26 protein-coding genes are annotated in these 26824 nt (G+C 66.6%); 7 read left to right on the plus strand and 19 right to left on the minus strand.

The window, feature by feature from the left end; genetic code table 11:
* Positions 1 to 8: 8 nt before the first annotated feature.
* Both JYG36_RS17315 and JYG36_RS17320 read right to left on the minus strand, forming a co-directional pair.
* The gene (locus JYG36_RS17315; protein ID WP_045201588.1) at positions 9 to 800 is read right to left on the minus strand and encodes a fumarylacetoacetate hydrolase family protein; all 792 of its coding nucleotides are present in this window, start codon (positions 798 to 800) and stop codon (positions 9 to 11) included.
* On the minus strand, positions 797 to 1624 hold the full coding sequence (locus tag JYG36_RS17320) for an alpha/beta fold hydrolase (RefSeq protein WP_213601816.1): 828 nt from the start codon (positions 1622 to 1624) through the stop codon (positions 797 to 799). The genes JYG36_RS17315 and JYG36_RS17320 overlap by 4 nt, the downstream gene beginning before the upstream one ends.
* Positions 1625 to 1778: 154 nt before the next feature.
* Here JYG36_RS17320 and JYG36_RS17325 point away from each other — a divergent pair, with 154 nt between their 5' ends.
* Positions 1779 to 2552 (plus strand): SDR family oxidoreductase, encoded by a 774-nt coding sequence (locus tag JYG36_RS17325; RefSeq protein WP_045201592.1) that lies wholly within the window; start codon positions 1779 to 1781, stop codon positions 2550 to 2552.
* A gap of 142 nt (positions 2553 to 2694) precedes the next feature.
* Here JYG36_RS17325 and JYG36_RS17330 read toward each other — a convergent pair whose 3' ends face one another.
* The 17 genes from JYG36_RS17330 to JYG36_RS17410 form a co-directional block, all read right to left on the minus strand.
* Positions 2695 to 3897: an acetyl-CoA C-acyltransferase gene (locus JYG36_RS17330; protein WP_213601817.1), complete on the minus strand. Its 1203-nt coding sequence runs from the start codon at positions 3895 to 3897 to the stop codon at positions 2695 to 2697.
* 24 nt (positions 3898 to 3921) lie between these two features.
* A complete protein-coding gene (locus JYG36_RS17335) occupies positions 3922 to 4380 on the minus strand; it encodes a MaoC family dehydratase (RefSeq protein ID WP_093384752.1) in 459 nt (152 codons plus the stop codon).
* Positions 4381 to 4382: 2 nt separating this feature from the next.
* Positions 4383 to 5165, minus strand: a complete 783-nt coding sequence (locus tag JYG36_RS17340; RefSeq protein ID WP_213601818.1) for an SDR family oxidoreductase — start codon at positions 5163 to 5165, stop codon at positions 4383 to 4385.
* 16 nt (positions 5166 to 5181) lie between these two features.
* Positions 5182 to 6369 (minus strand): acyl-CoA dehydrogenase family protein, encoded by a 1188-nt coding sequence (locus tag JYG36_RS17345; protein WP_093384760.1) that lies wholly within the window; start codon positions 6367 to 6369, stop codon positions 5182 to 5184.
* Positions 6366 to 7538, minus strand: coding sequence for an acyl-CoA dehydrogenase family protein (locus tag JYG36_RS17350; RefSeq protein WP_213601819.1), 1173 nt, complete (start codon positions 7536 to 7538; stop codon positions 6366 to 6368). Before JYG36_RS17350 ends, JYG36_RS17345 begins: the two co-directional genes overlap by 4 nt.
* 244 nt (positions 7539 to 7782) lie before the next feature.
* Positions 7783 to 8658 carry an SDR family oxidoreductase gene (locus JYG36_RS17355; protein ID WP_195883624.1) on the minus strand — a complete coding sequence of 292 codons (876 nt, stop codon included), beginning with the start codon at positions 8656 to 8658 and terminating at the stop codon, positions 7783 to 7785.
* 30 nt (positions 8659 to 8688) lie between these two features.
* Positions 8689 to 9837, minus strand: coding sequence for an acetyl-CoA C-acetyltransferase (locus tag JYG36_RS17360; RefSeq protein WP_213601820.1), 1149 nt, complete (start codon positions 9835 to 9837; stop codon positions 8689 to 8691).
* Between the two features lie 24 nt (positions 9838 to 9861).
* Positions 9862 to 10908, minus strand: a complete 1047-nt coding sequence (locus JYG36_RS17365; protein ID WP_213601821.1) for an acyl-CoA dehydrogenase family protein — start codon at positions 10906 to 10908, stop codon at positions 9862 to 9864.
* A gap of 10 nt (positions 10909 to 10918) precedes the next feature.
* Positions 10919 to 12085, minus strand: coding sequence for an acyl-CoA dehydrogenase family protein (locus tag JYG36_RS17370; protein WP_045201610.1), 1167 nt, complete (start codon positions 12083 to 12085; stop codon positions 10919 to 10921).
* Between the two features lie 10 nt (positions 12086 to 12095).
* Positions 12096 to 12851: an enoyl-CoA hydratase family protein gene (locus JYG36_RS17375; RefSeq protein ID WP_093384780.1), complete on the minus strand. Its 756-nt coding sequence runs from the start codon at positions 12849 to 12851 to the stop codon at positions 12096 to 12098.
* Positions 12852 to 12862: 11 nt separating this feature from the next.
* Complete coding sequence (locus tag JYG36_RS17380) at positions 12863 to 13930, minus strand: NAD(P)H-dependent flavin oxidoreductase (protein WP_213601823.1); 1068 nt, start codon at positions 13928 to 13930, stop codon at positions 12863 to 12865.
* A 2-nt stretch (positions 13931 to 13932) separates the two neighbouring features.
* Positions 13933 to 14805: an enoyl-CoA hydratase gene (locus tag JYG36_RS17385; protein WP_045201616.1), complete on the minus strand. Its 873-nt coding sequence runs from the start codon at positions 14803 to 14805 to the stop codon at positions 13933 to 13935.
* Between the two features lie 39 nt (positions 14806 to 14844).
* Positions 14845 to 15648 (minus strand): CoA-transferase subunit beta, encoded by an 804-nt coding sequence (locus tag JYG36_RS17390; RefSeq protein WP_213601825.1) that lies wholly within the window; start codon positions 15646 to 15648, stop codon positions 14845 to 14847.
* An 11-nt stretch (positions 15649 to 15659) separates the two neighbouring features.
* On the minus strand, positions 15660 to 16541 hold the full coding sequence (locus JYG36_RS17395; RefSeq protein ID WP_213604447.1) for a CoA transferase subunit A: 882 nt from the start codon (positions 16539 to 16541) through the stop codon (positions 15660 to 15662).
* Positions 16542 to 16552: 11 nt separating this feature from the next.
* Entirely contained in the window at positions 16553 to 17452 is a 900-nt protein-coding gene (locus JYG36_RS17400) for a VOC family protein (RefSeq protein WP_213601827.1), read from the minus strand.
* 141 nt (positions 17453 to 17593) lie between these two features.
* Positions 17594 to 18715, minus strand: a complete 1122-nt coding sequence (locus JYG36_RS17405) for an LLM class flavin-dependent oxidoreductase (protein WP_045201622.1) — start codon at positions 18713 to 18715, stop codon at positions 17594 to 17596.
* A gap of 126 nt (positions 18716 to 18841) precedes the next feature.
* Positions 18842 to 20026: an acyl-CoA dehydrogenase family protein gene (locus JYG36_RS17410; RefSeq protein ID WP_045201624.1), complete on the minus strand. Its 1185-nt coding sequence runs from the start codon at positions 20024 to 20026 to the stop codon at positions 18842 to 18844.
* Between the two features lie 218 nt (positions 20027 to 20244).
* On the opposite strand from JYG36_RS17410, the gene JYG36_RS17415 reads away from it, so the two are divergent.
* From JYG36_RS17415 to JYG36_RS17440, 6 genes are all read left to right on the plus strand, one after another.
* On the plus strand, positions 20245 to 20760 hold the full coding sequence (locus JYG36_RS17415) for a flavin reductase family protein (RefSeq protein WP_093384802.1): 516 nt from the start codon (positions 20245 to 20247) through the stop codon (positions 20758 to 20760).
* 9 nt (positions 20761 to 20769) lie between these two features.
* Positions 20770 to 22449: an FAD-binding protein gene (locus JYG36_RS17420; RefSeq protein WP_213601829.1), complete on the plus strand. Its 1680-nt coding sequence runs from the start codon at positions 20770 to 20772 to the stop codon at positions 22447 to 22449.
* Positions 22437 to 23192 carry a glucose 1-dehydrogenase gene (locus tag JYG36_RS17425; RefSeq protein WP_213601831.1) on the plus strand — a complete coding sequence of 252 codons (756 nt, stop codon included), beginning with the start codon at positions 22437 to 22439 and terminating at the stop codon, positions 23190 to 23192. Before JYG36_RS17420 ends, JYG36_RS17425 begins: the two co-directional genes overlap by 13 nt.
* A gap of 13 nt (positions 23193 to 23205) precedes the next feature.
* Positions 23206 to 24297 (plus strand): ferredoxin--NADP reductase, encoded by a 1092-nt coding sequence (locus JYG36_RS17430; protein ID WP_249744362.1) that lies wholly within the window; start codon positions 23206 to 23208, stop codon positions 24295 to 24297.
* A 99-nt stretch (positions 24298 to 24396) separates the two neighbouring features.
* Positions 24397 to 25143 carry an SDR family NAD(P)-dependent oxidoreductase gene (locus JYG36_RS17435; protein WP_093384815.1) on the plus strand — a complete coding sequence of 249 codons (747 nt, stop codon included), beginning with the start codon at positions 24397 to 24399 and terminating at the stop codon, positions 25141 to 25143.
* 66 nt (positions 25144 to 25209) lie between these two features.
* The gene (locus tag JYG36_RS17440; protein ID WP_213601833.1) at positions 25210 to 26781 is read left to right on the plus strand and encodes a FadD3 family acyl-CoA ligase; all 1572 of its coding nucleotides are present in this window, start codon (positions 25210 to 25212) and stop codon (positions 26779 to 26781) included.
* The last annotated feature ends 43 nt before the right edge of the window (positions 26782 to 26824 follow it).

Here is a 26824-nt window from a genome sequence, read left to right on the forward strand (position 1 = left end):
CTCGCACGTCACGCACAGAACGACACCCGGGCGCTGCCCAGGCCGTCGATGGTCAGGGCAAACTGGTCGCCGGCCCGTGCAGGCTCCAGCGGCACCAGCGAGCCGGAAAGAATGATTTCCCCGGCCTTGAACGGGATGCCGAAGGCGCCCAGGGTGTTGGCCAGCCAGGCCACCGCGGTCAGCGGGTTGCCTTGCACCGCCGAGCCAAGGCCTTGGCTGATCAGCTCGCCGTTCTTGAACACCTGCATGCGCAGGTTCGGCAGGTCGAGCCGACGCGGATCGACCTGGCTGTCGCCGAGCACGAACACCCCGCAGGAGGCGTTGTCGGCGACGGTGTCCTGGATGCGGATGCGCCAGTCCTGGATGCGCGAATCGACAATCTCGAAACACGGCATCACGTACTCGGTGGCGGCCAGCACATCGGCCTCGGTGACGCCGGGGCCGACCAGGTCATGCTTGAGCTTGAAGGCGATCTCGCCTTCGGCGCGCGGCTGGATCAGGCGGTTGGCGCCAAGAGATATCTGCGCGCCATCGGCAAAGGCCATCTGCTCGGTGATAAAACCGAAATCCGGCTGGTGCACATTAAGCATGCGCTGCACCGCCGCCGAGGTGACGCCGATCTTCTTGCCGACGATGCGGTCACCCGCCGCCACCCGCCGCTCGATGCTGTAGAGCGAGATATGGTAGGCATCCTCGATGCTGATGGTCTCCCAGCGCTCGCTCAAGGGGGCCAGGGTGCTGGCGCTGCACAGGGCCTGGTACAGCTCTTCGCCATACTGGCGACGCAATTGCTCGCTCATGCCCGTGCCTCCCCAAGGAACGCCAGGCATTCACGGTTGAACAGCTCGCGGTGCTCGACCATCACCCAGTGTCCGCATTCGCTGAGCAGCACAAAGCGGATCCGCCTGCAGGCTGCAAGCAGGGTCTGCGCGCCGGAGGCCGGGCAGAACTTGTCGTTGATACCCCAAAAACCAAGAATCGGGCATTGCAGTTCAGGCAAGCGTGAGGTCAGGTTCGGCACCTGCATGCTGGTCAGCACGCAGGCCGGTTGCTGGCCCACCACTGCCACGCGTTCGGCCACGGTTTCATCGCTGATCAGCGCCGGGTCGAACAACTGCAGGCTGAGCAGGCGGCGCATGCCGGCGGCATCGTTGAGCTCGCCGTTGGCAAAGGCCGCGCCCATCTTCTGGATGCCTTCCATTTGCAGGTAGTACTGCTCCTTGTCCATCAGCCCACCGGGGGCCATCAGCACCAGGCGGCTGACCCGCCCAGGCTGGTCCAGCGCCAGCTTGATGGCAATGGCGCCACCCAGGGAATTGCCGACCAGCACGCAGCGCTGGATATCCAGGGCATCGAGCAGGCCGCTGAGGGCGCTGACGAAAAAGTCCAGGCTGTAGACCGTTTGCGGCTTGCTCGAAGCGCCGTAGCCGGGCAGGTCGGGGACGATCACCCGGTAGCCGGCCGCGGCGAATGCCGGGTAGTTCTGTTTGAAGTTGCTGTGCCCGCTGGCACCCGGGCCGCTGCCGTGGATGAACACCACCGCCTCGCCCGTGCCAACGTCCTGGTAATGCAGCTGCAGACCATCGGCCAGCGTTACCACGTGCCCTTGCGCGGATGCGCCCATGAGGTGTCCTCCCGGCTTGTTGTTGTACCGGGATTATTCAGAGCGGCCAGGGCGCCAACATCGTCCGTCAGGACTACTAGTCCCTTCGGACGTTGGCCCCTGCCCGTGCGCTGCCTAGCATCGAGCTCATTACAGTGGCGAACACGAGGCAGGCATGCACGACCCTATGGATTTTCGCGGCAAGGTGGTACTGGTGACCGGTGGTGGCAAGGGTGTGGGCCGCGGCATCAGCCGGCGCTTTCTTGAATGCGGCGCCGAGGTGGTGATCTGCGGGCGCCAGGCGCCTGCGACACTGCCGGCCAGCGGCGGGCGCGAGGCGCTGTTCCTGGCCTGCGATGTGCGTGACATCGAGCAGGCCCAGCAGATGATGACGGCTATAGTCGAGCGCTTCGGGCGCCTCGATGTACTGGTCAACAACGCCGGCGGCGCGCCCTATGCCGAAGCCGCCAGCGCCTCGCCGCGCTTCAGCGAATCGATCATCCGCCTCAACCTGCTGGCGCCGCTGAACCTCAGCCAGCTGGCCAACCGCATCATGCAGGCCCAGGCCGAGGGCGGCAGCATCATCAACATCTGCAGCGTCAGCGCCACCCGCCCTTCCCCCGGCACCGCCGCCTACGGCGCGGCCAAGGCCGGCTTGCTCAACCTGAGCCGCTCGCTGGCGGTGGAGTGGGCACCCAAGGTTCGGGTCAACGCTGTCACCGCCGGGCTGATCCTCACCGAGCAGGCGGCCCTGCACTATGGCGATGAAAGCGACCTGGCCGAGGTGGCCGCGACCATCCCCCTGCAACGCCTGGCCAGCCCCGAAGACATTGGCGACAGTTGCCTGTACCTGGCCTCATCGCTGGCCCGTTATGTCAGTGGCGCCGACATTGCCGTGCATGGCGGTGGCGAGCGCCCGGCGTTCCTCGACGCGGCAAAATCGCCGTAAGCGCTCCCCCTGCGCAAGGCCACACCCTGGCGGGTGTGAGCCTTGCTTGCGCGCTATTGCGGCTCGCGCACGCTGAGGTTGACCTCGCTCCAGTAGGCTTGCATGGTCTGGATCCGGCCGTGCTCATCAAAACGGTTCATTCTCAAGCCACCTCGAACAATGCAGCGGCACCCATGCCGCCGCCAATACACATGCTCACCACCACGTAACGTACGCCGCGTCGCTTGCCCTCGATCAAGGCGTGGCCAACCATGCGCGCCCCCGACATGCCGAACGGGTGACCGATGGCAATCGCCCCGCCATTGACGTTCAGGCGCTGGTTGTCGATGCCTAAGGTATCGCGGCAGTACAGGACCTGGCTGGCGAAGGCTTCGTTGAGTTCCCACAGGCCGATGTCCTCGACTTTCAGGCCGTGGCGCTTGAGCAGTTTGGGAATCGCGTAGACCGGGCCGATACCCATCTCGTCGGCATTGCAACCGGCCACCGCCAGGCCGCGATAGATGCCCAGCGGCGCCAGGCCGCGCTGCTCGGCCAGCTTGGCGTTCATCAATACCGAGGCCGAAGCGCCGTCAGACAGCTGCGAGGCGTTGCCGGCGGTAATGAAGCGCCCGGCCTCGGTCCACTGCCCGCCCTGCCACACCGGCTCCAGTGCAGCGAGGCTGGCCAGGCTGGTGTCGGCGCGATTGCATTCGTCGTGCAGCAGGGTCACGGTCTCGTAACGGGTCTCGCCGCTGGCCTTGTCGATGATCGCCTTGCGCGTGCTCAGCGGCGCCAGCTCCAGGTCGAACAGGCCCGCGGCTTGCGCCTGGGCAGTGCGCAACTGGCTTTGCAGGGCATAGGCATCCTGCTCGTGGCGCGTCACGCCATAGCGCTGGGCGACGATCTCGCCGGTTTCGATCATCGGGATATAGGCCTGCGGGTCGCGCTCAAGCACGGCGCCGGACTGGTTGCGGTAGAGGTTCTTGTGCTTGTTCTGCACCAGCGAGATCGACTCCAGGCCGCCGGCGACGGCGATGTCGATTTCGTTGCAGATAATGCCCTTGGCCGCCAGGGCAATGCTCATCAGCCCCGAGGCGCATTGGCGCTCCACGGCCATCCCGGCTACCGACGGCGGCAGGCCGCCGGCAATCGCACACAAGCGCCCGAGGTTGTAGGCCTGGGTGCCCTGCTGGGCGGCGGCGCCGATGATCACATCGTCGACCTGCCCGGCCTCGATCCCCGCGCGCCGCACGGCCTCGCGCACCACATGGCCGCCGAGGGCCGGCGCTTCGGTGTCGTTGAAGGCACCGCGAAAGGCCTTGCCGATCGGCGTGCGCGCGGTTGAAACAATAACGGCTTCATTCATGTTCACATGCTCCGATGCCTGGACTCAGGCGGGGTAATAACGGCTGATGGTGTCGACCACACAACCCGGGCGCTGCTGGCCCTCGATCTCGACGCTGACGCGGATCAGCGCCTGCACACCGCCTTTGACCTGCTCGGCGCTGATCAGCTGGGCGTGGCCGCGCACCCGCGAACCCACCGGCACCACGCTGGGAAACCGCACGCGCTCGCAGCCGTAGTTGACGCCCATGGCGATGCCGCGCACCTCGACGATCTGCGGCAGGAACAGGTTGACCAGCGCCAGGCTCAGGTAACCGTGGGCGATGCAGGCCCCAAACGGGCCGCTGGCGGCGCGTTGCGGGTCGACATGAATCCACTGGTGATCGCCACTGGCCTCGGCGAACAGGTCGATGCGCGCCTGGTCAATGAGCAGCCAGTCGCTGACCCCCAGGACTTCACCGACGGCGTCTTGCAGCGCGTGCGGGGTGTCGAATAGGCGCGTCATGCTCAGGCCCTCTGGCTGGAAACCGACAGCACTTCGCCGGTCATGTACGAGCTGTAGTCGCTGGCCAGGAACATCATCACGTTGGCCACCTCCCAGACTTCGGCGGCGCGGCCGAAGGCTTCGTTGGCCGCCAGTTGCTCGAGCACTGCCTGGGGCGCCGAGCGGGCGAGAAAATCATGCAGGGCAATGCTCGGGCTGACCGCATTGATGCGGATGCCGTGACTGGCCGCCTCGACCGCCGCACAACGGGTCAGGGCCATGACCCCGGCCTTGGCTGCGGCGTAGTGCGACTGCTCCTTCTGGGCCCGCCAGCCAAGCACCGAGGCGTTGTTGACGATCACCCCGGCGCGCCGGGCCATCATCTTCGGCAGCATGGCGCGAGTCATACGCATGGTGCCGGTGAGGGTAACGTCGAGGACCCGCTGCCATTCTTCGTCGGGCATTTCCACCAGCGCCCGCGAGCCACCGAGGCCGGCGTTGTTGATCAGCACGTCGACGCCGTGCAGGTCGCGCTCGGCGCAGCTCACCAGGTGCTGCACCTGGGCTTCGTCGGTGACGTTGCAGAGCACGCCGAAGACCTCGGCAAGCCCGGTGGCCTGGCGAATCTTTGCCACGGCTTCAAACAGCCGGCCTTGGTGGATATCACTGATCATCAGGGCCCGGCAGCCCTCTTCGGCGGCGCGCAAGGCGGCGGAAAAACCGATCCCGGAACCTGCCGCCGCAGTGATCAGCACGGACTTGCCGCGCAACAGGCCATGGCCCGCTACATAGTTGGGGGTGGACATCGACTAACTCCTTGGGTCAGGGACGCAGGCGCGGTTCTTTGGGCATGCCCAGGGCGCGCTCGGCGATGATGTTGCGCTGGATCTCGTTGCTGCCGCCGTACAGGGTGTCGGCGCGGCTGAACAGGTACAGCGATTGCAGTCGGGTCAGCTGATAGGGCGCGGCCTCGAGCAGTTCGGCGTCGGGGCCGAGCACGTCCATGGCCAGCTTGCCGAGGTTGGCGTGCCAGCTGGACCAGAACAGCTTGTAGATGGTCGCCTCCTTGCGCAGCGCGCCGTCCTGGGCGCCGGAGAGCATGCGCAGCGAGTTGAAGCGCATGATCCGCAAGCCGCACCAGGCTTCGGCCAGGCGCTGGCGCAGCAGCGGGTCGCGGGCTGCGCCGTTGGCCTTGGCGATGGCGATGATCTCGTTCAGTTCGTTGGCAAACTGCATCTGCTGGCCGAGGGTCGAAACCCCGCGCTCAAAACCGAGCAAGGCCATGGCGATCTTCCAGCCGTCGCCAGGCGACCCGATGAGGTTGGCGGCGTCGGTGCGGGCGTTGTCGAAGAACACTTCGTTGAATTCCGAAGTGCCGGTCATCTGCTCGATCGGCCGCACGCTGATGCCGGCCTGGGCCATCGGCACCAGCAGGAACGACAGGCCGCGATGGCCGACGCTGCCAGGCTCGGTACGGGCGATCACAAAGCACCAGTCCGACTCATGGGCCAGCGAAGTCCAGACCTTCTGGCCGTTGATCACCCAGCTGCCGCCCTCAAGGCTGGCGCGGGTCTTGACGTTGGCAAGGTCAGAGCCTGCGCCCGGTTCCGAGTAGCCCTGGCACCAGAACTGCGTGCCGCTGACGATAGCGGGCAGCAGGCGGCGCTTTTGCTCGTCGTTGCCGAAGGCGGCGATGGTCGGCCCGGCCAGGCCTTCGCCGATATGGCCCATGCGCCCGGGGCCGCCAGCACGGGCGTATTCTTCGTGGAAGATCACCTGCTGGCTGATCGACAGGCCCCGGCCACCATGCTCCGGCGCCCAGCCGACGCAAGTCCAGCGGCCCTCGGCCAGCTTGCGCTCCCAGGCTTTGCGCTGCTGCGGGAACATGTGCTCATCACCCGGGCCGCCGCGAAAACGCAGGGGCTCGAACTCGCCGCAGAGGTTGGCGGCCAGCCAGCCGGCGACCTCCTGGCGAAACTGCTCGTCCTGTTCACTGAAACTGAGCTTCATGGTTGCTCTCCGATGATCAGCGTGGCGATCTGCTGCAGATGCCAGGCCGGCGCGCCGAGGTAGCTCTCGCTGGCGCGGGCACGCTTGAAATACAGGTGCGGGTCGTATTCCCAGGTAAAGCCGACGCCGCCATGCAGCTGGATCGACTCCGCCGCACAGTGAAAATAGCTGTGCGAGCACTGCGCCTTGGCCAGGGCGGCGGCCAGCGGCAGCTCGGCGGCCACCTGCGGGTCGCCGTCGGGGTCGAGCACTTCCTGGGCGACACAGGCGGCGTAGTAACTGGCCGAGCGCGCGCATTCGACCTGCAGCATCATGTCGGCGGCGCGGTGCTTTAGCGCCTGGAAGCTGGCGATCGGGCGGCCGAACTGCTGGCGCTCCTGCATGTAGGCAACGCTCAGGTCGAGCACCTGCTGGGCGCCGCCGACCTGCTCGGCGGCAAGCCCGATGCAGGCCAGTTGCAGCACCTTATGCAAGGTCGGCCAGGCGTTGCCGACCTCGCCCAGCAGCGCCTCGGGGCCCAGGTACACGCGGTTGAACTCAAGACGCGCCAAGCGTCGGGTCTGGTCCATGGTCGGCAGCCACTGGCGCTCGATACCGTCACGGTCGGCCTCGACGGCGAACAGGCTGATGCCAGATTCACCGCTGCTGCCGGGCGTGCGCGCGGCGACGATCAACAGCCCGGCGCTGTCGCCATCGATCACCTGGCCGAACAGGCCATCGACGACAAAACCCTGGCCTTCGGCGCTGGCGCTGGCCTGGATATCCTCCGCGGCCCAGCCGCTGCCGCGGGTGAAGGCCAGGGTGGCGGTAAGACGGCCCTCGGCGATAGGCGCAAGCCAGGTGCTTTTCTGCGCCTGGTTGCCGGCCAGCAGCAAAGCGGGTGTGGCCAGGCAGGCGGTGGCGAAAAACGGCGAACAGAACAGCCGCCGGCCCATCTGTTCGAGCAGGATGTTCAGCTCGACAAAGCCCAGGCCCAGGCCGCCGTAGGCTTCGGGGATGTGGATCGCCGGCCAGTACATCTCGGTGCACAGGCGCTGCCAGAGTGCCGGGTCATAGCCTTTGTCGCTGGCCATGGCCGCGCGCACGGCGGCGCAATGGGAGACATCGGCGAGAAAGCCCTCGGCCGAAGTACGGATCATTTCCTGCTCGTCGCTGAATGCAAATTCCATCGCGGCGCCTTTTACTCGTCTGGCGGAAGTACCGGCGAGTGTGGCCAGATGCGCGGGCGGCAGAATCGTTTGCCTCGCCTAGTCCGGATGGCCGATGCGCCTGGGGTGCGGCCGATCGCGGGTCAAGTCGGGTCGCCGTACCGCCGCTCCCACAGGATTGGCAGTGCCTTCAAGACGGGTAACGCAAAAAAGCCGCGCCACCCTCACGGATGGCGCGGCCCGCCTAAGCGGCGCACAACCTCAATCAACTGCCATAGACTTTCTGCGCCGGCAGCGCCTCGGCCAGCAGTTGCTGCACCGCCGCACCCACCTCAGCCAGCGCCCAGCGGCCCTGGTTGTCCACCTGGGGCCCGCGCCGCCAGCCATCGGCAATCGACAGCTTGCCACCCTCGACTTCGAACATCTGCCCGGTCACCGCCTGGGACGCCGCCGACCCCAACCACACCACCAGCGGCGCGACGTTCTCCGGAGCAAAGTAGTCAAAGCCCTGCTCCGGGCGCTTCATCACCTCGGCAAACACCGCTTCGGTCATGCCGGTACGCGCCGCCGGGGCCAGGGCGTTGGCGGTAATGCCGTAGCGCCCAAGCTCCGCCGCCTGCACCAGGGTCAGCGAGGCGATCCCGCCCTTGGCCGCGGCATAGTTGGCCTGGCCAATCGAGCCCTGCAAACCGGCGCCGGAGCTGGTGTTGATGATCCGCGCAGTGAGCCTGGCGCCGCCCTTGGCCTGCTCGCGCCAATAGCGCACGGCATGGCTGGCCAGGCAGAAGTGGCCCTTGAGGTGCACGGCCATCACCGCATCCCAGTCGGCCTCGGTGAGGCTGGCGAACATGCGGTCGCGGCAGATGCCGGCGTTGTTGACCAGCACATCCAGGCCGCCAAAAGTCTCGATGGCCTGGCGCACGATCAGCCCGGCGTCGTCATAGCGGGTGATGTCGTCGCTGTTGGCCACGGCCACGCCGCCTGCCGCCTGGATCTGTTCGACCACGGCCTGGGCCGCATCGCGGTTGATGTCGTTGACCAGCACTTTCGCGCCTTCGCTGGCAAAGGCCTGGGCATAGGCGCGGCCGAGCCCGCCGCCGGCGCCGGTGATGATCACTACGCGGTTCTCGCAGCTGTGCATTGTCGCTCTCCCCTGTGTGGTTGCTGGCGCCTAGAGGCGCTCGATAATGGTTACGTTGGCCTGGCCGCCGCCTTCGCACATGGTCTGCAGGCCATAGCGCCCGCCACTGCGCTCCAGCTCATGGAGCAGGCTGCACATCAGCCGCGTGCCGGTGGCGCCCAGCGGGTGGCCAAGGGCGATGGCGCCGCCGTTGACGTTGGTCTGCGCATGGGGGTAGCCGGTCTCCTTGAGCCAGGCCATGGCCACCGAAGCAAAGGCTTCGTTGATTTCCACCCGGTCGATGTCAGCCAGGGTCATGCCGGCACGCTTGAGCGCATGGGCAGTGGCCGGGATCGGTGCGGTGAGCATCCATACCGGGTCGTCGCCGCGCACGCTGAGGTGATGGATGCGCGCCCGCGGCGTCAGGCCGTAGCGCTTCAAGGCCGCCTCCGAGACGATCAGCAGCGCACTGGCGGCGTCGCAGGTCTGGCTCGACACCGCCGCCGTGACCCGCTCGCAGCCAAACAGGTATTCCAGCTCGGCCATTTTCGCCAGGCTGGTGTGGCGCGGGGTTTCGTCGTGCTCGACCCCTGCCAGCGGCACGATCTCGCGCTCGAAGTACCCCTGTTCGATGGCATGCAGGGCCCGCCGATGGGACTCCAGCGCATAGGCTTCCAGCTCGGCGCGGCTCAGCCGCCAGTGTTCGGCAATCATCTGCGCCGCGCGAAACTGGGTCGGTGGCTGCGCGCCGTAGCGCCGCACCCAGCCTGTCGAGCCGCTGAACGGGTCGCTAAAGCCCAGGGGTTCGGCGACGGTCATGGCCGAGGAAATCGGGATCTGGGTCATGGTTTGCACGCCACCGGCGATCACCACGTCCTGGGTGCCGCTCATCACCGCCTGCGCGGCAAAGTGCACGGCCTGCTGGGACGAGCCGCACTGGCGGTCGATGGTGGTGCCGGGCACCACTTGCGAAAGGCCCGCCGCCAGCCAGCTGGTACGGGCGATGTCGCCGGCCAGCGGGCCGATGGTGTCGACGCAGCCGAAGATCACGTCGTCGTAGTCGTCTTCGGGAATGCCGTTGCGCTCGACCAGCGCGCGCAGCACATGGGCGCCCAGGTCGGCGGCGTGGATCTGGCTCAGGCCGCCCTTGCGCCGCCCGGTGGGGGTGCGCAGGGCGTCGACGATATAGGCTTCAGGCATGCTCTACCTCAACAGGAAACAGGATCAGAAGGTGCTGCCGGCGCCAATCGCCAGGCCGCTTTCGAACAGCGCGGTACGCACCCGCGCCTTGTGCAGGCCGCGGTCGCCCCAGCATTTGTCCAGGGCCCAGGCACGCTTCATGAACAGCTGCAGGTCGACCTCCCAGGTGTAACCCATGGCGCCATGCACCTGAATGGCGTTCTTCGCCGCCAGCGCCGCTGCTTCGGCGCAGGCAAGCTTGGCGTGCGACACTTGCACGGCCTGGCCCGGCAGGTTGTGGGCGACGGCATGGGCGGCGCGGTACAGCGGGCCCTTGGCGAATTCGATGTGCACCGCGACGTTGGCCATCAGGTGCTTGACCGCCTGGAACGAGCCCACCGGCTTGCCGAACTGCTTGCGCTCGAAGCTGTAGTCCACCGCCAGGTCGACCATGCGCTTGGCCAGCCCCAGCAGTTGCGCAGCATTGCCCAGGGCGCCGCGGTTGAAGGCATCAGCCCACAGCTGCCGCCCTTGCTCAGCGCTGGCAACACAAGTAGACGCACTCGGCGTCCACTGCACCTGGAACAACTGGCGGCTGGGGTCGACCGACACATTGCGGGTCAGGCTGACTGCGCTGCGCTCCACGGCATGCACCTCGTCGCCATGGGCCAGCAACAGCAGCCCGGCCACATGCGCATCGCTGACCAGCGAGTTGCCCGGCTCGGCCACCGCCAGGCGCGCCTGGCCCTCGGCAACCTGCGCCAGCCAATGCTGGCGGCGCGGCGCGTCGACACCCGCGAGCAGCGGCACGCCCACCAGCATGGTCTCGACCAGCGGTTCGGGCAGCCCGGCGTAACCGCACTCCTGGGCCAGGAGGATGAAATCCAGCGCGTTCATGCCCATGCCACCGCAGGTTTGCGGCACGGTGATGGCGCTCAGGCCCAGGTCTACCAGTTGCCCCCACAGCGCATCACAGCGCCCGCTGTCGCTTTGGCACAGTTCACGCAGGCGTTCCGGGGGCACTTCGTTGAGCAGAAAACTGCGCACGTTGTCCTGGAACAGCAATTGATCGCTGTTGAAACTAAAGTCCATGGTCTGCTCCTCAGGCGCGAGGCATGCCGAGCATGCGCTCGGCGATGATGTTGCGCTGGATCTCGTTGGTGCCGGCATAGATCGGCCCGGCCTGGGCAAACAGGAAGCCATCCAGCCACTGGCCGACATCGCCGGCGGCGGGTGCCTCGGGCAGCAGTTCGGCGCGCAGGCCAAGGATGCTCAGGGCGGTTTCGTGCATGCGCTGGTCGAGCTCCGACCAGAAGATCTTGTTGGTCGAGGATTCCGGGCCGATCTTGCCGCCCTTGCCCAGTTTCGAGGCGCTCATGTAGGTCGCCAGGGTGTAGGCCTCGGCGTCCAGCCAGGCGCGCATCACCGCCTCGGCAATCGCCGGGTCGCGGTCGGCAGCTTCACGGTTGTCCAGGTACAACTGCACCAGGCGCCGGGCGGTTTCCTGGAAGCGCGCGGGCGAGCGCAGCATCAATCCGCGCTCGAAACCTGCGGTGGACATCGCCACGTGCCAGCCCATGCCCTCGCCGCCCAGGGCGTTCTCTACCGGCACCTTGACGTCGTCGAAGAAGATCTCGGCAAAGCCCGGCAAGCCATTGAGCTGTGCAATTGGCCGTACGCTGATGCCGGGGCTGTCGAGCGGCAACAGGATGAAGGTCAGGCCGTGGTGGCGCTGGGAATCGGGGTCGGTGCGAAAGATGCCGAACAGCCAGTCGGCCCAGACCGCGCGGGTCGACCAGGTTTTCTGGCCGTTGATCACATAGTGGTCGCCAACCCGCTCGGCGCGGGAGCGGATCGCCGCCATGTCGGAACCTGCGCCCGGCTCCGACCAGCCCTGGGCCCAGATGTCCTGGCCGGTGGCCATGCGCGGCAGAAAGCGCGCTTTCTGCGCTTCGCTGCCGTATTCCATCAGGGTCGGGCCGAGCAGAAAGATGCCGTTCTGGTTGACCCGTGCCGGCGCCCCGGCGCGGTAGTACTCTTCTTCGAAAATCAGCCATTCGATCAGGTCGCAACCGCGCCCGCCGAGTTCGGTCGGCCAGGTGACCATGCCCCAGCGGCCTTCATTGAGGCGGGCCTCCCAGGCCCGGTGCTGGGCAAAACCGAGCTCGGTGTCGAACGATTGCAACGCTTGCGCCGGTACGTTGGCCGCGAGCCAGGCCCGGGCCTCGGCACGCAAGGCCTGTTGCGCCGGTGTGTAAGTCAGGTCCATCGCAGTACCTTCAGCCGTTGAAGTGGGCATCGCGCTTCTCGACGAACGAGTCACGCGCTTCCTGGGAATCCTGGGTGCGGTAGGCTTCGAGGGTGAAGCCCTGCTCCCAGCGGTATTTGTCTTCGAGATTGCCGTCCTCGATGCCGTTAAGCGCCTCCTTGGCCAGGGCGATCATCGCCGGGCTCTTGGCGGCAATGCTGCGGGCGATCTGTAGCGCGGTGTCGCGCAACGCCTCACGCTTGACCACCCGCTCGACGGCGCCCAGGCGGTAGGCTTCGGCGGCGTCGATCATCTCGCCGGTGAAGTACATGTGACGGACCTTCTGCACCGGGAACAGGCGCTGCAGGTGGGCACCGCCGCCCATGGCGCCACGGTCCACCTCGGGCACGCCAAAGCGTGCGCAGTCGGCGGCGACGACGATGTCGGCGGCGCCGCAGATACCGATGCCGCCACCAAGGACAAAGCCGTGCACGGCAACGATCACCGGTTTCGGGTTGCGGTGGATGGCCTTGAAGCTGTCGTAGTTGCCCTTGTTGACCGCGACGATCAGGTTGCCGTCGGCGGCCAGTTCCTTGATATCGACCCCGGCGCAAAAACCACGGCCTTCGGCGCGGATGACGATCACCCGCACCTGTGCATCGCTGCCCAGCGCTTCAATGGCGCTGGCGATTGCCGCCCAGCCCTTGCAGTCGAAAGCATTCACCGGTGGCCGGTCGAAGACCAGCTCGGCAATGCCGTTGTCAATACTGACGCTAAATGTGCTCATGCCCTTCCCCTTCATGAAATACGGCGGCTCAGTTCGCCCAGGCGCGCTTCGGCGTCACCGACGATCTGCGCGATCAGTTCGGCGCAGCTGGGCAGGCTGTGAATGTTCGCTGCCACTTGCCCGGCCGGCAGTACACCCTCGGCGGGCAGGCCGTCGACCATGGCCTTCTGGATCACCATCGGCGCGTTGGCGGCCATCAGTGCCTGCGCCGCGCTCAGCTCGCCGCTGCCGCGCATCTTCAGCGCGCTGGCGAGCAACTGCGCCAGGCTGGTGCCGCTGTGGCGGCGGTAGGCCAGGCCACTTTTGAGCGCCAGTAACCAGCGCTTGAGGCCGCCGCTGGCTTCCAGCGCATCGAGCAGTTCGTTGCGGATCATCCGTTGCGGCATGCCGTCGATGGCGCGGCTGACGATCACTGCCGCCGGGTCGTTGACTGCCAGGTAGCGGGCCAGGGTCGCACTCGGCACCGGGCTTTCGGCGCTCATCAAAAAGCGTGTGCCCATGGCAATGCCGGCGGCGCCATAGGCCAGGGCGGCGACCAGGCCCTGACCGTCCTTGAAGCCGCCAGCGGCGACCACCGGCACCTTGAGCGCCTCGACCACCTGGCCGAGCAGCAGCGAAGTCGGCACCGCGCCGGTATGGCCGCCGCCCTCGCCGCCCTGGATGGTCACCGCGTCGGCGCCCATTTCCACCGCCTTTTGCGCATGCTTGAGGGCGCCAACGGTGGGGATGCAGACCACGCCGGCATCTTTCAGCCGGGCGATCATCTGCTTGCCCGGCGAACGGCTGTAGCTGACCGCCTTGACCTTGTGCCGAAGCACCAGCTCGACGATGTCGGCGGCATTGGCCTGGTACATGTGAAAATTGACCCCGAACGGCTGGTCGCTAAGGCGCCGGGTCTCGACGATCGCCGCTTCCATGCGTGCCGGCTCGATGGTCGCGCCGGCAAGAAAACCGAAGCCGCCGGCGTTACCGGTGGCCGCCACCAGGAGCGGTTCGGCGACCCAGCCCATGGCGGTCTGGATGATCGGGTAGCGACAGCCCAACAGTTCGGTGAGCGGCGTTTGCAAGCAGACCGTCATGCTTACACCCCCTCCGGCTTGCGCTGGGCACTGGCCATGGCGCGGGCGTCATAACCGCCCAGGCGGTCGCCGGACACCAGCTCGTTGTGGGCGTGAGCGAAGTGATGCAGGCCGAAGACCATGTCCATGGTCGCGCGCTTGCCCATCAAATCCTCGGCGTTGTTCACCGCCTGCTTGCTCAGCTGCAGGCCCAGGCGCGGCATTTGCGCGATGCGCTCGGCGATGGCCAGGGTTTCCGGCTCCAGGGCCTCGCGCGCCACCACGCGGTTGACCATGCCCATCTGATAGGCCCGCGGCGCCGGCATCGGCGTGCCCATGAACAGGAATTCCTTGGCGATCCGCGGGTTGAGCTCATGCACGTGGGCAAAGTATTCGACCCCGGGGATGCCCATGCGCACCACCGGATCAGTGAAGTAGGCATCCTCGCTGGCGACGATCAGGTCACAGACCCAGGCCAGCATCAGGCCGCCGGCAATGCACGCGCCCTGGACCATGGCGATGGTCGGCTTGGGCATCTCGCGCCAGCGCCGGCACATGCCCAGGTACACCTCTTGCTCGCGGGCATAGAGAAACTCGCCGCCCGGTTTGTCGACGTGGTCGTACCACAGGCTGACGCGCTCGAAGCTCTGGTTGACGTCGCGCTCCGGGGTGCCGATGTCGTGACCGGCGGAAAAATGCCGGCCGGCCCCGCACAGCACGATGACCTTGACCGCGTCGTCGGCGCAGGCCCGGCGAAACGCCGCGTCCAGCGCGTAGGTCATGCGCGAGTTCTGCGCATTGTGGTACTGCGGGCGGTTCATGGTGACCATGGCCACCGCGCCACGGACCTCGTACAGCACCACCTCGGCCTGGTTGTTATTGTTCTGTTCGCTCATCGATTGCTACTCCGGCAAGGCGTACTGCCCGGGCCTGGCTCAACGCAGGTTGCGCAGGCCGGCGGGGTTGTCTTTCAACTGGCTGGCCCGCAGGTTGTGCGGGTCGAGGCGCCTGATCAGCTGCAACTGCGCCTCGCTGGGCGCGGCAGTAACCGGGCAATCGGCGTCCACCTGCAAGGCGAAGCCGGTGTTGTCCTGCACCTCATCGACACTCACCCCCGGGTGCAGCGAGCGGATCCGCACCTGGTGCTGCGGGCCGTGGAAATCGAGGACGCACAGGTCGGTGACGATCAGGCGGATATCCACCTCATCCAGCGCCCAGCCTCGGGCCAGACGCGCGGGGTTGTAGCCGATCGAGGAGACCATATCGACCTCGCCTTCGACGAACACCCGGCGGTTGTGGCTGGGCACGAAGAACGAGTTGGCATGGCTGATCGAGTTGCCCGGCAGGCCGCGCACCCCGAGCATCTGCGCCTTGGGCCGGGCATAGTCGCCGATGCACGAGAGGTTGGCCTGGCCGAAGCGGTCGATCTGGATCGGGCCGACCAGGGCATGGCGCTTGCCGCCCCAGACGTTGTCGAAAATCCGTGCAAAACCCATCCAGCTGTCGCGCTTGGGTTGATAGCCGTTGCGTGCGCCGAGAGGCACAGGTTCCGCGACCATGTAGGCTTCGGAATCGGTCATCAGCAACTGCGGGTTGCTGGTCAGCATGCTCAGGGAGGCGGCCAGGCGCGGGATCACCCCGATGCCGGTGGCCAGGACTTCACCGTCGTCGCGCCAGGCCTCGGAGGCGGCGCAGATCATCAGTTCGGCGAGGCTGTACGTCGTAGCTGGCGTGGTCATAGAAAACTCGCTTAGAAAACCGGCAGGGGAAGCTGGCGGATGGCGCCCAGGCCACCGACCTGTTCCAGGTACTGCTCGTGGGAGCAGGCGACAAATTGCTCGACATAGGCCTGCCAGCCCTCCTCGGCCTGGGCCGAGGCGGTGTAGGCCTTGAAATGCGGCACATCGAAACCGTACAGCGGCGCGCATGACGAGGGGTGCGCACCGCCCGGCACATGGGCCACGGCGGTGGTCAGGTTGCGCTCCCAGAACACTTGGTGCGCGCGCTCCGGCGCACTGTGGAAGTAGTCGCTGTCGACCAGCTGATCGCAGGTCACGTAGCTGTGGCGGGCGGCGCGCACGAACAGATCGTCCATGTAGTGGTCGGGGCCGCTGATCTGGCAGACCCCGCGGGCATCGGCACGGTCGACGTGGATCAGCGCCGCGTCGAGGTCAAGCGCCGGCATCGCCACCCAGTCCTTGCCGTCGGCATAGGGCGAGGCCACCAGTTTGATTTGCGGGTTGTGGCGCAGCACATCGGTGCCCAGGCCGACCGCCGTGGGAATGAACGGCACGCCCATGGCCGCCGCGCGCAGGCCAAGCAGGAGCATGCCTTCGTCGATCTCCATGACCTCGATGGCGGCGTCCTGGCGGGCCTTGCGAAAGTACGGCTCGAGCGGAATGAAATCCAGCGAGACGAAGGCGAATACCAGCTTCTTCACCTTGCCCGCGGCGCAAAGCATGCCGACATCGGCACCGCCGTAGGCGACCACGGTCAGGTCCTTGAGGTCGGAACGCAGAATCTCGCGGATCAGCGCCATGGGCTTGCGCCGAGGGCCCCAGCCCCCGATGCCGAGAGTCATGCCGTCGCGCAGCTGGCCGACCATCTGCGCCGTGGTCATTTGTTTGTCCATCATCGTTGTCCTCATGGGCGGCCGACACTGAAGTCGTGGCCCCAGTGGCTGACCACCGTGCTTTCGAAGGGGGTGTGCTGGTTCCAGTCGACCACCAGGCCGTCACAGCCGTACTCCAGGTCAAAGCCTGAAGGGGTCTTCATGTAGAACGAGACCATCTGGTCGTTGGTGTGCTGGCCAAGGGTGGCCGAGAGCTTGACGCCGTGGGCGTGCATGCGGTCCAGGGCGCGGCCGACCTCGTCGAGGCCGTCGACCTCGACCATCATGTGCACACAGCCATGGGGCACCGGGCATTCGAAGATCGCCAGGGAGTGGTGACGGCCGTTGTTGCAGTGCAGAAAATGAATGCGCTTTTCCGCCTCGGCCGGGTCAGGTGTAAAGCGCACTTTCATCAGGTCCGAGAGGCCAAAACCCATGACCCGCTGATAAAAATCGCGGCAGCGCTCAAAGGTTGGCGCCGGCAGCACCACGTGGCCCATGCCCAGCTCATGGGTGACAAAGCCCTTGACTGCCACCGGCGAGACAAAGCGGGCGAAATCCTGGCGCGGGCCCCAGAACAGTTCGTGGCGGTTGCCGTCCGGGTCGCAGAACTGCGCCACCGCCTGGACCTTGCGCAGCTCGGCCTGGGCGGCATTGCCGCGCTCGACGGCGATATCGGCCTGCTGCAGCTCGGCGATTGCCTGCTCGAAGGCGGCCTCGCCGGCCAGCTCCCAGCCACAGGCGCCGAAGCTGTCCTGGTCGCTGTGCAACACCAGGAGGCGGTACGGGCGATCGTCCATTTTCAGGTACAGCCGGGCGCTGTCAGCGCCATCGCCGGCCACCATCATGCCCAGCACCTGGGTTGCGTAATGACGCCATTGCGCCAGGTCGGTGGACAGCAGGGTGACGTAACCCAGGCCGCGGATATCCATGCTTGTTATCCTCGCGTTGATCGACGTGTTGAGCGCTATTCAAGCCCGCTGCACAAGGCCGGGCATCGTCTGTTGGGACTAGCGCTATCGGGTGAATTTCGCGGGTCTGTGGGAGCAGGCTTGACCCGCGATGCTTTCACCTCACTGCTTGCGAAAATGCGGAATCACCTTCTCGCCGATGTTGCGCAGGGTCTCCAGCTGCGCCCATTGCGGCACCGTGCCCATCTGGCAGATGAACAGGATCTCGTCGGCGCCGGCATCAATCAGGCGTTGCACGTAACCGATGCAGTCCTCGACCGTGCCGTAGGCATGGTTGGGGTTCATCATCGCCATGGTCGGGTCGGAGAAGTCGACGCTGACTTCCTCGGAGGCAAAGCGCGACTTGATCACTGCCTGGCCGTTGCCGTCGACGTAGGTGTCGTCTTTCCACTTTTGCGGGTCCGGCCGCTCGCCGCCGCCGTACCAGTAGCCCAGCGACTCCATGAAGTAGCGCTGGCCACGGATGCCGATGCGCCGCGCCAGTTCGTTGTCGTCGAGGACGATGGCCGGGCACAGCGCGGCGATGTGGCGGTTGGGGCGAAAGCCGACCTGCTGCTTGGCGTCACGGTTGTCCCAGGCCTGGTGGTACACCTCGACCTTCTTGGCGATTTCCTCCGGGCCGCCGAAACCCAGCACCAGCGCGCCCATGCCACGCCCGCCGGCGTTCTTCAGCGATTCGGTGTTGGTGCAGGCCAGGTACATCGGCGGGTGCGGGTCCTGGTACGGCTTGGGATGGATCGGCCGCTTGGGGATCTGCACGAAGTCGCCGTGGTGCTCGATCTCGTCCTGGACGAAGATTTTCGGGATCAGGTACATGGCTTCATCGATCTGCGGCTGCAGGGTCGCCAGGTCGTAGCCGAAGGTGCCGGCCTCCTGCTGGGTACCGCCCTTGCCCACGCCGAAATGCACCCGGCCCTTGGACAGCAGGTCGAGGGTAGCGATGCGCTCGGCGACCTTGACCGGGTGGTTCATCGCCGGCGGCAGGCACACCACGCCATGGCCGATGCCGATGCGCTCGGTCTTGCCGGCGACAAAGGCGAGCATGGTTTCTGGCGCCGACATGTGCGAGTAGTTGCTCAGGGCGGTGTGTTCCACGCACCAGAAGGTGTCGAAACCGAGCTGGTCGGCCAGTACTGCCTGCTCGACGGTGTCATCGAAGATCTTGCGGTCGCCTTCGCGGCTGGAGTCCACCGTCTGTGCTTCGTAAATCAATGAGAATTTCATGCTTGATCCTTGTTCTTGTTAACCGCTCGGTCGGCGCCAGGGACCCGCGCCTTGCCACCATGCTCGGGGATCGCCGCGCCGCTCGAATCCCGCAAACGGACTAGCCGGTTTCTGTGATCTGGCGCTTCAGAGGAAGAAGTCGCTGCTGTCCTGGCCCATGCTCACGCCGCCCAGGTTCCAGGCGTACTTGGCCGGGTTGTTGGCAACGTGGGCGCGGCCGGTATGAATGTCGCGAAAGGCGCGGTTGATGGCGTGGCTGCGAAAGATCGTCGAGGCGCCGCTGTTGAACATCAGCTCGGCCACCGCCTTGGCGCACTTGTCGGCGACCAGCGCCGAGTCGTAGCGCATCTTCACCCGCGTCTGCATGGCCAGGGCGTCGCCGGCCTCGGCGGCCTTGAGCATGAAATCGAAGTTGCGCAGCAGCACCGTGCGGCACTCGTCGACGCAGACCATGGCATTGGCCAGGGCGGTTTGCGCCGCCGGGTCCTGGAGCATCTTGCGCCCGTCATTGACCCCGACCCGGCTGCGGTTGTGCTCGACGAACAGATCGATCGCGCCCTGCAGGGCGCCAATGGCCGACGACGACACCGCGCGCACGAAGATCTGCCCGAACGGCAGGCGGAACAGCGGCGCGCTGTTGACCGCGTTGCCCGGGCTGTACTGCATGAAACCGTCAGCAGCGCGGTGGGTGCGGTACTCCGGGACGAAGGCATCGCTCACCTGGATGTCGTGGGAGCCGGTCGCCTCCAGGCCCATGACATTCCAGTTGTCGATGATCTGGTAGTCGCTGCGCGGCACCAGGAAGGTCCGGTAGTCCGGCGCCCCGCCCGCCTCTTGCGGCGGCACCAGGGCGCCAAGGAAGGCCCACTGGCAATGCTTGCTGCCCGACGAAAAGCCCCAGCGGCCGCTGAGCTTGAAGCCACCCTCGACCCGCTCGACCTTGCCCACCGGCATATAGGACGACGAAATCAGCACGCTGGAATCCTGGCCCCAGACATCCTCGGCGGCGCGGTCGTCGAACAGCGCCAGTTGCCAGTTGTGGATGGCCACCACCCCCAGCACCCAGGCCGAGGACATGCAGCCTTCGGCGAGGGTCATCTGCACCTCGAAAAAGTCCCGTGGCTGCAGCTCGTAGCCTTGCCAGCGCGCCGGCTGAAGGATGCGGAAAAACCCGGCGTCGTGGAAATCGCGCAGGGTTTCTTCCGGTAGCTGGCCACGTTGCGCGGCATGGGCGGCACGTTCACGCAGGATCGGCACCAGCTCGCGGGCGCGCTGGGCCAGACGCTGGCGTATCAGGTCGTGATTGAGCATGTTGTTGTTCTCCTCTGATCACCCCGTCCGCCGGGGCGCGCGTGCAGCAGAGGCGCAACCGGCCTCTGCCCCGGCATTCAAGCAAGGCGCCCGACGGCCAACATCCCTCAAACGGACCATGCCGCGCCGGCGTGGCTCGACTAGTCCCCTCGGACGATGTTGGGCCTTGCACCGATTGCAAGAATTCATCGCACTCCAAGCCAACCAGAGGCCGTGCGATGAACAACAACACTCTCAAAGCCGACATGCTCCAGGCCATGCGCCGCCTGGCCAAGTCCGTGACCATCATCAGTACCAGCAACGGCACCCAGCGCTTCGCCATGGCCGCCACTGCGGTCGACTCGCTGAGCACCGAGCCGCCGTCGCTGCTGATCTGCGTCAACACCAGCGCCTCACCGCATGCCGCCCTGGCGGACGGCGCCGACTTCTGCGTGAACATCCTCGGCGTCGAGCAACAAGACCTGGCGCACCTGTGCAGCGGCGCGATCAAGGGCGAGGCACGCTTCGAGCGCGGCGACTGGCAGACCAGCGAAGAAGGCATTCCGTTTCTGGCCGACGCGCAGTCATCGATTCTTTGCCGCCAGGACGGGCGCATGACCTATGGCACCCACACCATTTTCATTGGCCGCATCCTGCGCATCCGCACCAGCGCCAGCATCACCCCGCTGGTGTACCTGGACGGCAGCTACACCACCACCGCAGCGCCTGCGCGCATGATCGCGGCAGCGGGCTGAGGCCGGGCCATGAACAGCCTGAGCGCATTGGCGCCGCTGCGGGTGGAGCATGCGGGAGAGCTGCACTGGCACGCCGCGGCCGAGCTGTTGGTGGTCGGCTTTGGCGGCGCCGGGGTCTGCGCCGCCATCGAGGCCGCCAGCAGCGGCCTCAGTGTGCTGGCCCTGGACCGCTTCGCCGGTGGCGGCGCCACGGCGCTCAGCGGTGGCGTGGTCTATGCCGGTGGCGGCACGCCCTACCAGCAGCGCGCCGGCTACCCGGACAACAGCGAGGCGATGTTCAACTATTTGCGCCAGGAAGTCGGCGAGGCGGTATCGGCCGACACCCTGCGCGACTTCTGCCAGCGCAGTGTCGAGCAACTGGCCTGGCTGGAGCGCCACGGCGTGGCCTTCGAAGCCAGCGTGCCGCCACAGAAAACCTCCTACCCCAGCGACCGTTACTACCTCTACTACTCGGGCAACGAAGCGGTGCCGGCCTACGCCGCGCAAGCCACACCCGCCCCTCGCGGGCACCGCGCCAAAGGCCCGGGCATGTCCGGTGCCAGCCTGTTTGCGCCGCTGCGCGCCAGCGCCCTGAAGCTCGGCGTGCGCCTGCGCAGCCAGTGTGAAGTGCGCCAGCTGGTGGTCGACAACCACGACCGGGTGCTCGGTGTGGTGGCCTGGCAACTGCCTGCCGATAGCCGCGCCGCCCGCCGCCATGCACGCCTGGCGCGCTGGGTCAGCGTCCTGCAGATGTACGCCCCGGCGCTGGCCGAGGTGCTGCGCAAGCGCCTGCGACAGATCGAGCAGCGCCATGCCGTGCGCACCCTGATTCGCGCCGAAAAAGGCCTGCTGCTCAGCTGTGGCGGTTTTATTTTCAACCGCGAGCTGGTGGCCCGGCACGCGCCGCAGTACCTGGCCGGCCTGCCGCTGGGTAGCAGCGCCTGCGATGGCAGCGGCTTGCTCCTGGGCCAGAGCGCAGGCGCCAGCCTGGCGCGGATGGACAAGATCAGCGCCTGGCGCTTTATCAACCCGCCGCTGGCCTGGGCCCGCGGCATGATCGTCAACGGCCTGGGCCTGCGCTACTGCAACGAAGAGGGGTACGGCGCCACCCTCGGCCACGCCATGGTTGAAGAACAGCGCGGCAAGGCCATCCTGATTCTCAACCGCGCCCTGGTGTGCCAGGCGCTCAAGCAGGTCGGCCCGGGCAAGGTGTGGAACTTCCAGCGTTTGCCGGTGCTGCTCAACCTGCTGTTCAACGCCAAACGCGGCCACAGCCTGGAACAGCTGGCCGAACGCTGCGCCTTGCCCGCCGGCAACCTGCGCCAGAGCGTGGCGCAGTACAGCAGCGCGGCCCGAGGCGAAATCGCCGACCCGCTGGGCAAGTCGGCGGCGATGCTCTGCCCGCTGGACAGCGGCCCCTGGTATGCCCTCGACCTGTCCTATGACAGCCGCCTGTTCCCCTGCCCGGCCCTGACCCTGGGCGGCCTGCGCGTCGACGAGCGCAGCGGCGCGGTGCTCGACCTGCACGGCGCGCCGATCGCCGGGCTGTACAGCGCCGGGCGCAATGCCGTGGGCGTGGCCTCCAACCTATATGTCTCCGGCCTGTCCCTGGCCGACTGCATTTACTCCGGGCGGCGCGCTGCGGCGCATATCGCCGCGCACGCCGCCCGCAACCCCGCACCATCAGGAGAACAACCATGCAACGTGTAGAAGGCAAAGTCTGCATCGTCACCGGCGCCGCCAGCGGTATCGGCCGCGAGGACGCCCTGCTGCTGGCCAGCCAGGGCGCCCGGGTGGTGCTTACCGACCTCAATGAACAGGCCGGTCGCGAAGTCGCCGCGCAGATTGGCAGCAAGGCGCTGTTCATCCGCCACGACATCGCCAGTGAAAGCGACTGGCAGCAGGTGGTCAAGACCACCCTGGAGCACTTCGGGCGCCTCGATGTGCTGGTCAACAACGCCGCCATCCTGGTGGCCGGCACCATCGAGGACACCTCGCTGGAAACCTGGCAGAAGGTCCAGACGATCAACAGCGACGGTTACTTTCTCGGCTGCAAATATGCCATTGAAGCCATGAAGGACAGTGGCGGCGGCTCGATCGTCAACATGTCCTCGGTGGCCGCCCTGGGCGCCATGCCGATGTTCTGCGCCTATTCGGCCTCCAAGGGCGCGGTGGCGGCAATGACCCGCTCCATCGCCCTGCACTGCAAGCAGCAGGGGTATCGCATCCGCTGCAACAGCGTGCACCCGGACGGCGTCAACACGCCGATGACCCAGGCCCTGGCCGGTGGCCAGCCGATCGACCAGGCGCTGCTCGACCAGGACCCGATGAACCGCATGTGCGCGCCGCGCGATATCGCCAACGTGGTGCTGTTTCTGGCCAGCGACGAATCGAACTTCGTCAACGGCGCCGAACTGCGGGTGGACAACGCGCAATTTATCAGCGGCATTTGAGGCGACGATGAACATGGGCATGCAAGCGCTTGGGCAGGACTCGCTGGTGTCGGCCAGCGGCAGCTATCGGCTGCAGGTTTGCGCGGTGATCGACGAAACCGCCGATGCGCGCTCGCTGGTCCTGGAGGTGCCGGCGCAGCTGCACGAGCGCTTTCGCTACAAGCCGGGGCAGTTCCTGAGCTTTCGCGTGCCCTGTGCCGGCAAACTGCTGACCCGCTGCTACTCCATGGCCAGCTCGCCGCTGTGCGATGCCCGGCCCAAGGTGACCATCAAGCGGGTTGTCGACGGGCGGGTGTCGAACTGGATGAACCAGCAGGTGCAGGTCGGCGACTGGCTCGAAGTGCTGCCACCGGCCGGGCATTTCTGCCTGGATGAACGCCTGGCCACTGACCCTTCACGGCCACTGGTGCTGTTTGCCGGTGGCTCGGGTATCACCCCGGTGATGTCGATCCTCAAGTCGGTGCTGCACAGCGGCGCTCGATCCATCAGGCTGGTGTATGCCAACCGCGACGAAGCCTCGGTGATCTTTCGCGACGAGCTGCGCCAGCTGAGCCAGGATCACCCGCAGCGCCTGCAGGTGATCCACCTGCTCGATTCACTGCAGGGCTTTTTGCGCGACGCCCAGGTCCAGCAACTGGTCAGCGAAATGCGCGGCGGCGACTACTTCATCTGCGGCCCGGGGCCGTTCATGGACACCGTCGAGCGCAGCCTGCTGGCCCTGGGCGAAGCTGCCGAGTGCATCCATGTCGAGCGCTTCGTCTCGCCGCCCGACCCGGATCAACTCGCCGCGCAAGAGGCCGTTGCCCGCGCCGTCAGCAGCGACTCGGCCTGTGAGCTGCTGCTGGTCGAGCTCGATGGCGAGCAACACGAAATCCGTTGCCAGCCCGGCGATACCCTGTTGCAAAGCTGCCGGGCGGCGGGCCTGGACGTGCCGTCTTCGTGCGAAGAAGGCTTTTGCGGGGCCTGCATGTGTACGGTGCTCGAGGGTGAAACGCATCTTTCGCGCAACGATGTGCTCAACGCCCGCGAGCTGGAGGAAGGCTGGACCCTGGCCTGCCAGAGCCGGCCACTGGGCGCGCGGGTGCGCTTGCGCTTCCCCGGCTGAGGGCCGGTGCCCGCTAGTCTCATCGGACGATCACTGCGGCCCCGACTGCGGTTAGACTCGGCGCCAGCAGCCCCACAACAATAAGACAGAGGTTCAGTTATGGCTCGTTTGCACAACAAGGTCGCCGTGGTTACCGGCGGCGCATCGGGTATCGGCCTGGCGTGCGTGCGCCGCTTCATTGCCGAGGGCGCCGAGGTCGTCGGCCTGGACATTGGCGAGGCGCCGGCGGACTTCCCCGGCCTGTTCATGAGCCTGGATGTGCGCGATGAAACCCGCGTGCAGCAGGTGATGAGCGAAGTCATCAGCCGCTTCGGGCGTATTGATGTGCTGGTCAATGCCGCCGGCGTCGCCGACCAGGGCAGCGTGACCCAGACCAGCACCGCCAACTGGCAGCGGGTGCTGGACATCAACCTCACCGGCAGCATGCTCACCAGCAAGCACGTGCTGGCGCAGATGGAGGCCCAGCGCAGCGGCTCGATCATCAACATCGGTTCGATCTTCGGCCTGCAGGGCTGCGACGGCAACGTTGCCTATAACGTCTCCAAGGGCGGCATCAACCAGCTGACCCGCTCGATGGCCATCGACTATGGCTACGCCAACATCCGCGTCAACGGCCTGTGCCCGGGCCTGATCGAAACGCCGATGACCAGCATGGTCCGCGAACAGCAGGCATTCCACGCCTTCTTCGCTTCGCAGCACATGCTCAACCGTTCCGGGCAGCCGGACGAAGTGGCCAACGTCGCGCTGTTTCTTGCCTCTGACGAAGCGTCGTTCGTCAGCGGCCAGATGATTGCCGTGGACGGCGGTTTCTCCGCTGGCCGCCGCTTCGCCCCGCCTAGCGCCTGACCCGCGGTGCCGGGCAGCCTGCCCGGCGCTTTCCCTGCTCATTCATCCTCAGCCTGAGGAGGCATCATGCTGCCTGTCGAAAACGCTCAGACCATCGCCCAACTGTTCGCCCGCGCCGCCCGGGACTACGGCGACAGCCCGGCCATCGAAGACGGCGGGCAGCGCATCAGCTACCGCCAGCTCGAGCTGTTGCGCCAGCAGGCCGCCCGCGCCCTGCTCGCCCTGGACGTGCAAGTGGCCGACCGGGTGGCAGTGTGGGCGCCCAACCTGTGGGAATGGATCGTTGCCGCCGGCGCCCTGCAGAGCATCGGCGCCACCCTGGTGCCGTTGAACACGCGGATGAAAGGCAGCGAGGCCGGGCACATCCTGCGCGAGAGCGGCACCTGCGTGCTGTTTTGCATCAGCCGCTTTCTGGATAACGACTACCCGGCCATGCTCGCCGACCAAACCCTGCCGGCCTTGCGCCAGGTGATCAGCCTGCGCCCGGCAGAGCCGCGCCACGGCGGCCTGGCCTGGGAGGCGTTCATGGCCCTCGCCGAGCAAGTGCCGCAGGCGCTGTTGCAGGCCCGCGAGCAGCAGGTCGGGCCGCAGACCCTGTCCGACCTGTTGTTTACCTCTGGCACCTCCGGCAAGCCCAAGGGCGTGATGACCGCCCACGGCCAGAATTTGCAGGTGGTGCGCGACTGGAGCGAGATCGTCGGCCTGCGCCGGGGCGATCGCTACCTGATCGTCAATCCGTTCTTCCATTCCTTTGGCTACAAGGCCGGCTGGCTGGCGGCGTTGATGCGCGGCTGTACCATCATCCCGCAGCAGGTGTTCGAGGTGCAGGCGCTGCTCGACTGCGTGCAGCGCCAGCGCATCAACATCCTGCCCGGGCCGCCGACCCTGTATCAGTCGCTGCTGGCCCACCCGCAACGCCAGAACTACGACCTGAGCTCCTTGCGCGTCGCCGTCACTGGCGCCGCCGCGATCCCGGTGGAGATGATCGGGCGCATGCGCGAGGAGCTGGGCTTTGCCACCATCGTCACCGCCTACGGCCTGACCGAAGCCTGCGGCTTTGCCAGCATCTGCCGCCCCGGCGACAGCGCCGAGCGGGTCGCCAGCACCAGCGGCCGGGCCATGCCAGGGGTCGAGATCCGCTGCGTCAACAGCAGCGGCGCCAGGGTGCCGGCCAACGTGCCTGGCGAGGTGTTGATCCGCGGCTACAACCTGATGCACGGCTACCTCAACGACCCGCAGGCAAGCCTCGAAGCGGTGGATGCCGAGGGCTGGCTGCACACCGGCGACATTGGCGTGCTGGATGAACAGGGTTACCTGCGCATCACCGACCGGCTCAAGGACATGTTCATCACCGGTGGCTTCAACGTTTACCCGGCGGAGATCGAACAGACCTTGCTGCAGTACCCCGGGGTGGCCCAGGCGGCGGTGATTGGGATTGCCGATGAACGCCTGGGGGAAGTGGCCATGGCCTTCTTGCTGGCGGTGCCTGGACAGGTGATCGACGTGGCGCAGTTCAATACCTGGTGCCGCGAGCAGATGGCCAACTACAAAGTGCCGCGGCGGGTGCACGTGGTCGAGGCCTTGCCGCTCAATGCCACGGGCAAGGTGGCCAAGCAGGTGTTGCGCGGCTGGGTGTGAGGGCTGCTGTGCAGCCCATCGCCGGCAAGGCCGGCGATCGAGC

The sequence above is a fragment of the Pseudomonas sp. SORT22 genome (genome assembly GCF_018417635.1).
In the GTDB taxonomy this organism is placed as follows: domain Bacteria; phylum Pseudomonadota; class Gammaproteobacteria; order Pseudomonadales; family Pseudomonadaceae; genus Aquipseudomonas.

Bases quoted from the DNA above. Each gene is read 5' to 3' on its own strand.
- JYG36_RS17320 (WP_213601816.1), bottom strand. From the start codon at position 1,624: ATGGGCGCATCCGCGCAAGGGCACGTGGTAACGCTGGCCGATGGTCTG.
- JYG36_RS17360 (WP_213601820.1), bottom strand. From the start codon at position 9,837: ATGCCTGAAGCCTATATCGTCGACGCCCTGCGCACCCCCACCGGGCGG.
- JYG36_RS17380 (WP_213601823.1), bottom strand. From the start codon at position 13,930: ATGACGGTCTGCTTGCAAACGCCGCTCACCGAACTGTTGGGCTGTCGC.
- JYG36_RS17440 (WP_213601833.1), top strand. From the start codon at position 25,210: ATGCTGCCTGTCGAAAACGCTCAGACCATCGCCCAACTGTTCGCCCGC.
- JYG36_RS17390 (WP_213601825.1), bottom strand. From the start codon at position 15,648: ATGACCACGCCAGCTACGACGTACAGCCTCGCCGAACTGATGATCTGC.
- JYG36_RS17385 (WP_045201616.1), bottom strand. From the start codon at position 14,805: ATGAGCGAACAGAACAATAACAACCAGGCCGAGGTGGTGCTGTACGAG.
- JYG36_RS17345 (WP_093384760.1), bottom strand. From the start codon at position 6,369: ATGAAGCTCAGTTTCAGTGAACAGGACGAGCAGTTTCGCCAGGAGGTC.
- JYG36_RS17365 (WP_213601821.1), bottom strand. From the start codon at position 10,908: ATGGACTTTAGTTTCAACAGCGATCAATTGCTGTTCCAGGACAACGTG.
- JYG36_RS17400 (WP_213601827.1), bottom strand. From the start codon at position 17,452: ATGGATATCCGCGGCCTGGGTTACGTCACCCTGCTGTCCACCGACCTG.
- JYG36_RS17415 (WP_093384802.1), top strand. From the start codon at position 20,245: ATGAACAACAACACTCTCAAAGCCGACATGCTCCAGGCCATGCGCCGC.
- JYG36_RS17410 (WP_045201624.1), bottom strand. From the start codon at position 20,026: ATGCTCAATCACGACCTGATACGCCAGCGTCTGGCCCAGCGCGCCCGC.
- JYG36_RS17435 (WP_093384815.1), top strand. From the start codon at position 24,397: ATGGCTCGTTTGCACAACAAGGTCGCCGTGGTTACCGGCGGCGCATCG.
- JYG36_RS17375 (WP_093384780.1), bottom strand. From the start codon at position 12,851: ATGAGCACATTTAGCGTCAGTATTGACAACGGCATTGCCGAGCTGGTC.
- JYG36_RS17350 (WP_213601819.1), bottom strand. From the start codon at position 7,538: ATGGAATTTGCATTCAGCGACGAGCAGGAAATGATCCGTACTTCGGCC.
- JYG36_RS17325 (WP_045201592.1), top strand. From the start codon at position 1,779: ATGCACGACCCTATGGATTTTCGCGGCAAGGTGGTACTGGTGACCGGT.
- JYG36_RS17330 (WP_213601817.1), bottom strand. From the start codon at position 3,897: ATGAATGAAGCCGTTATTGTTTCAACCGCGCGCACGCCGATCGGCAAG.
- JYG36_RS17370 (WP_045201610.1), bottom strand. From the start codon at position 12,085: ATGGACCTGACTTACACACCGGCGCAACAGGCCTTGCGTGCCGAGGCC.
- JYG36_RS17335 (WP_093384752.1), bottom strand. From the start codon at position 4,380: ATGACGCGCCTATTCGACACCCCGCACGCGCTGCAAGACGCCGTCGGT.
- JYG36_RS17420 (WP_213601829.1), top strand. From the start codon at position 20,770: ATGAACAGCCTGAGCGCATTGGCGCCGCTGCGGGTGGAGCATGCGGGA.
- JYG36_RS17430 (WP_249744362.1), top strand. From the start codon at position 23,206: ATGGGCATGCAAGCGCTTGGGCAGGACTCGCTGGTGTCGGCCAGCGGC.
- JYG36_RS17340 (WP_213601818.1), bottom strand. From the start codon at position 5,165: ATGTCCACCCCCAACTATGTAGCGGGCCATGGCCTGTTGCGCGGCAAG.
- JYG36_RS17405 (WP_045201622.1), bottom strand. From the start codon at position 18,715: ATGAAATTCTCATTGATTTACGAAGCACAGACGGTGGACTCCAGCCGC.
- JYG36_RS17355 (WP_195883624.1), bottom strand. From the start codon at position 8,658: ATGCACAGCTGCGAGAACCGCGTAGTGATCATCACCGGCGCCGGCGGC.
- JYG36_RS17315 (WP_045201588.1), bottom strand. From the start codon at position 800: ATGAGCGAGCAATTGCGTCGCCAGTATGGCGAAGAGCTGTACCAGGCC.
- JYG36_RS17395 (WP_213604447.1), bottom strand. From the start codon at position 16,541: ATGGACAAACAAATGACCACGGCGCAGATGGTCGGCCAGCTGCGCGAC.
- JYG36_RS17425 (WP_213601831.1), top strand. From the start codon at position 22,437: ATGCAACGTGTAGAAGGCAAAGTCTGCATCGTCACCGGCGCCGCCAGC.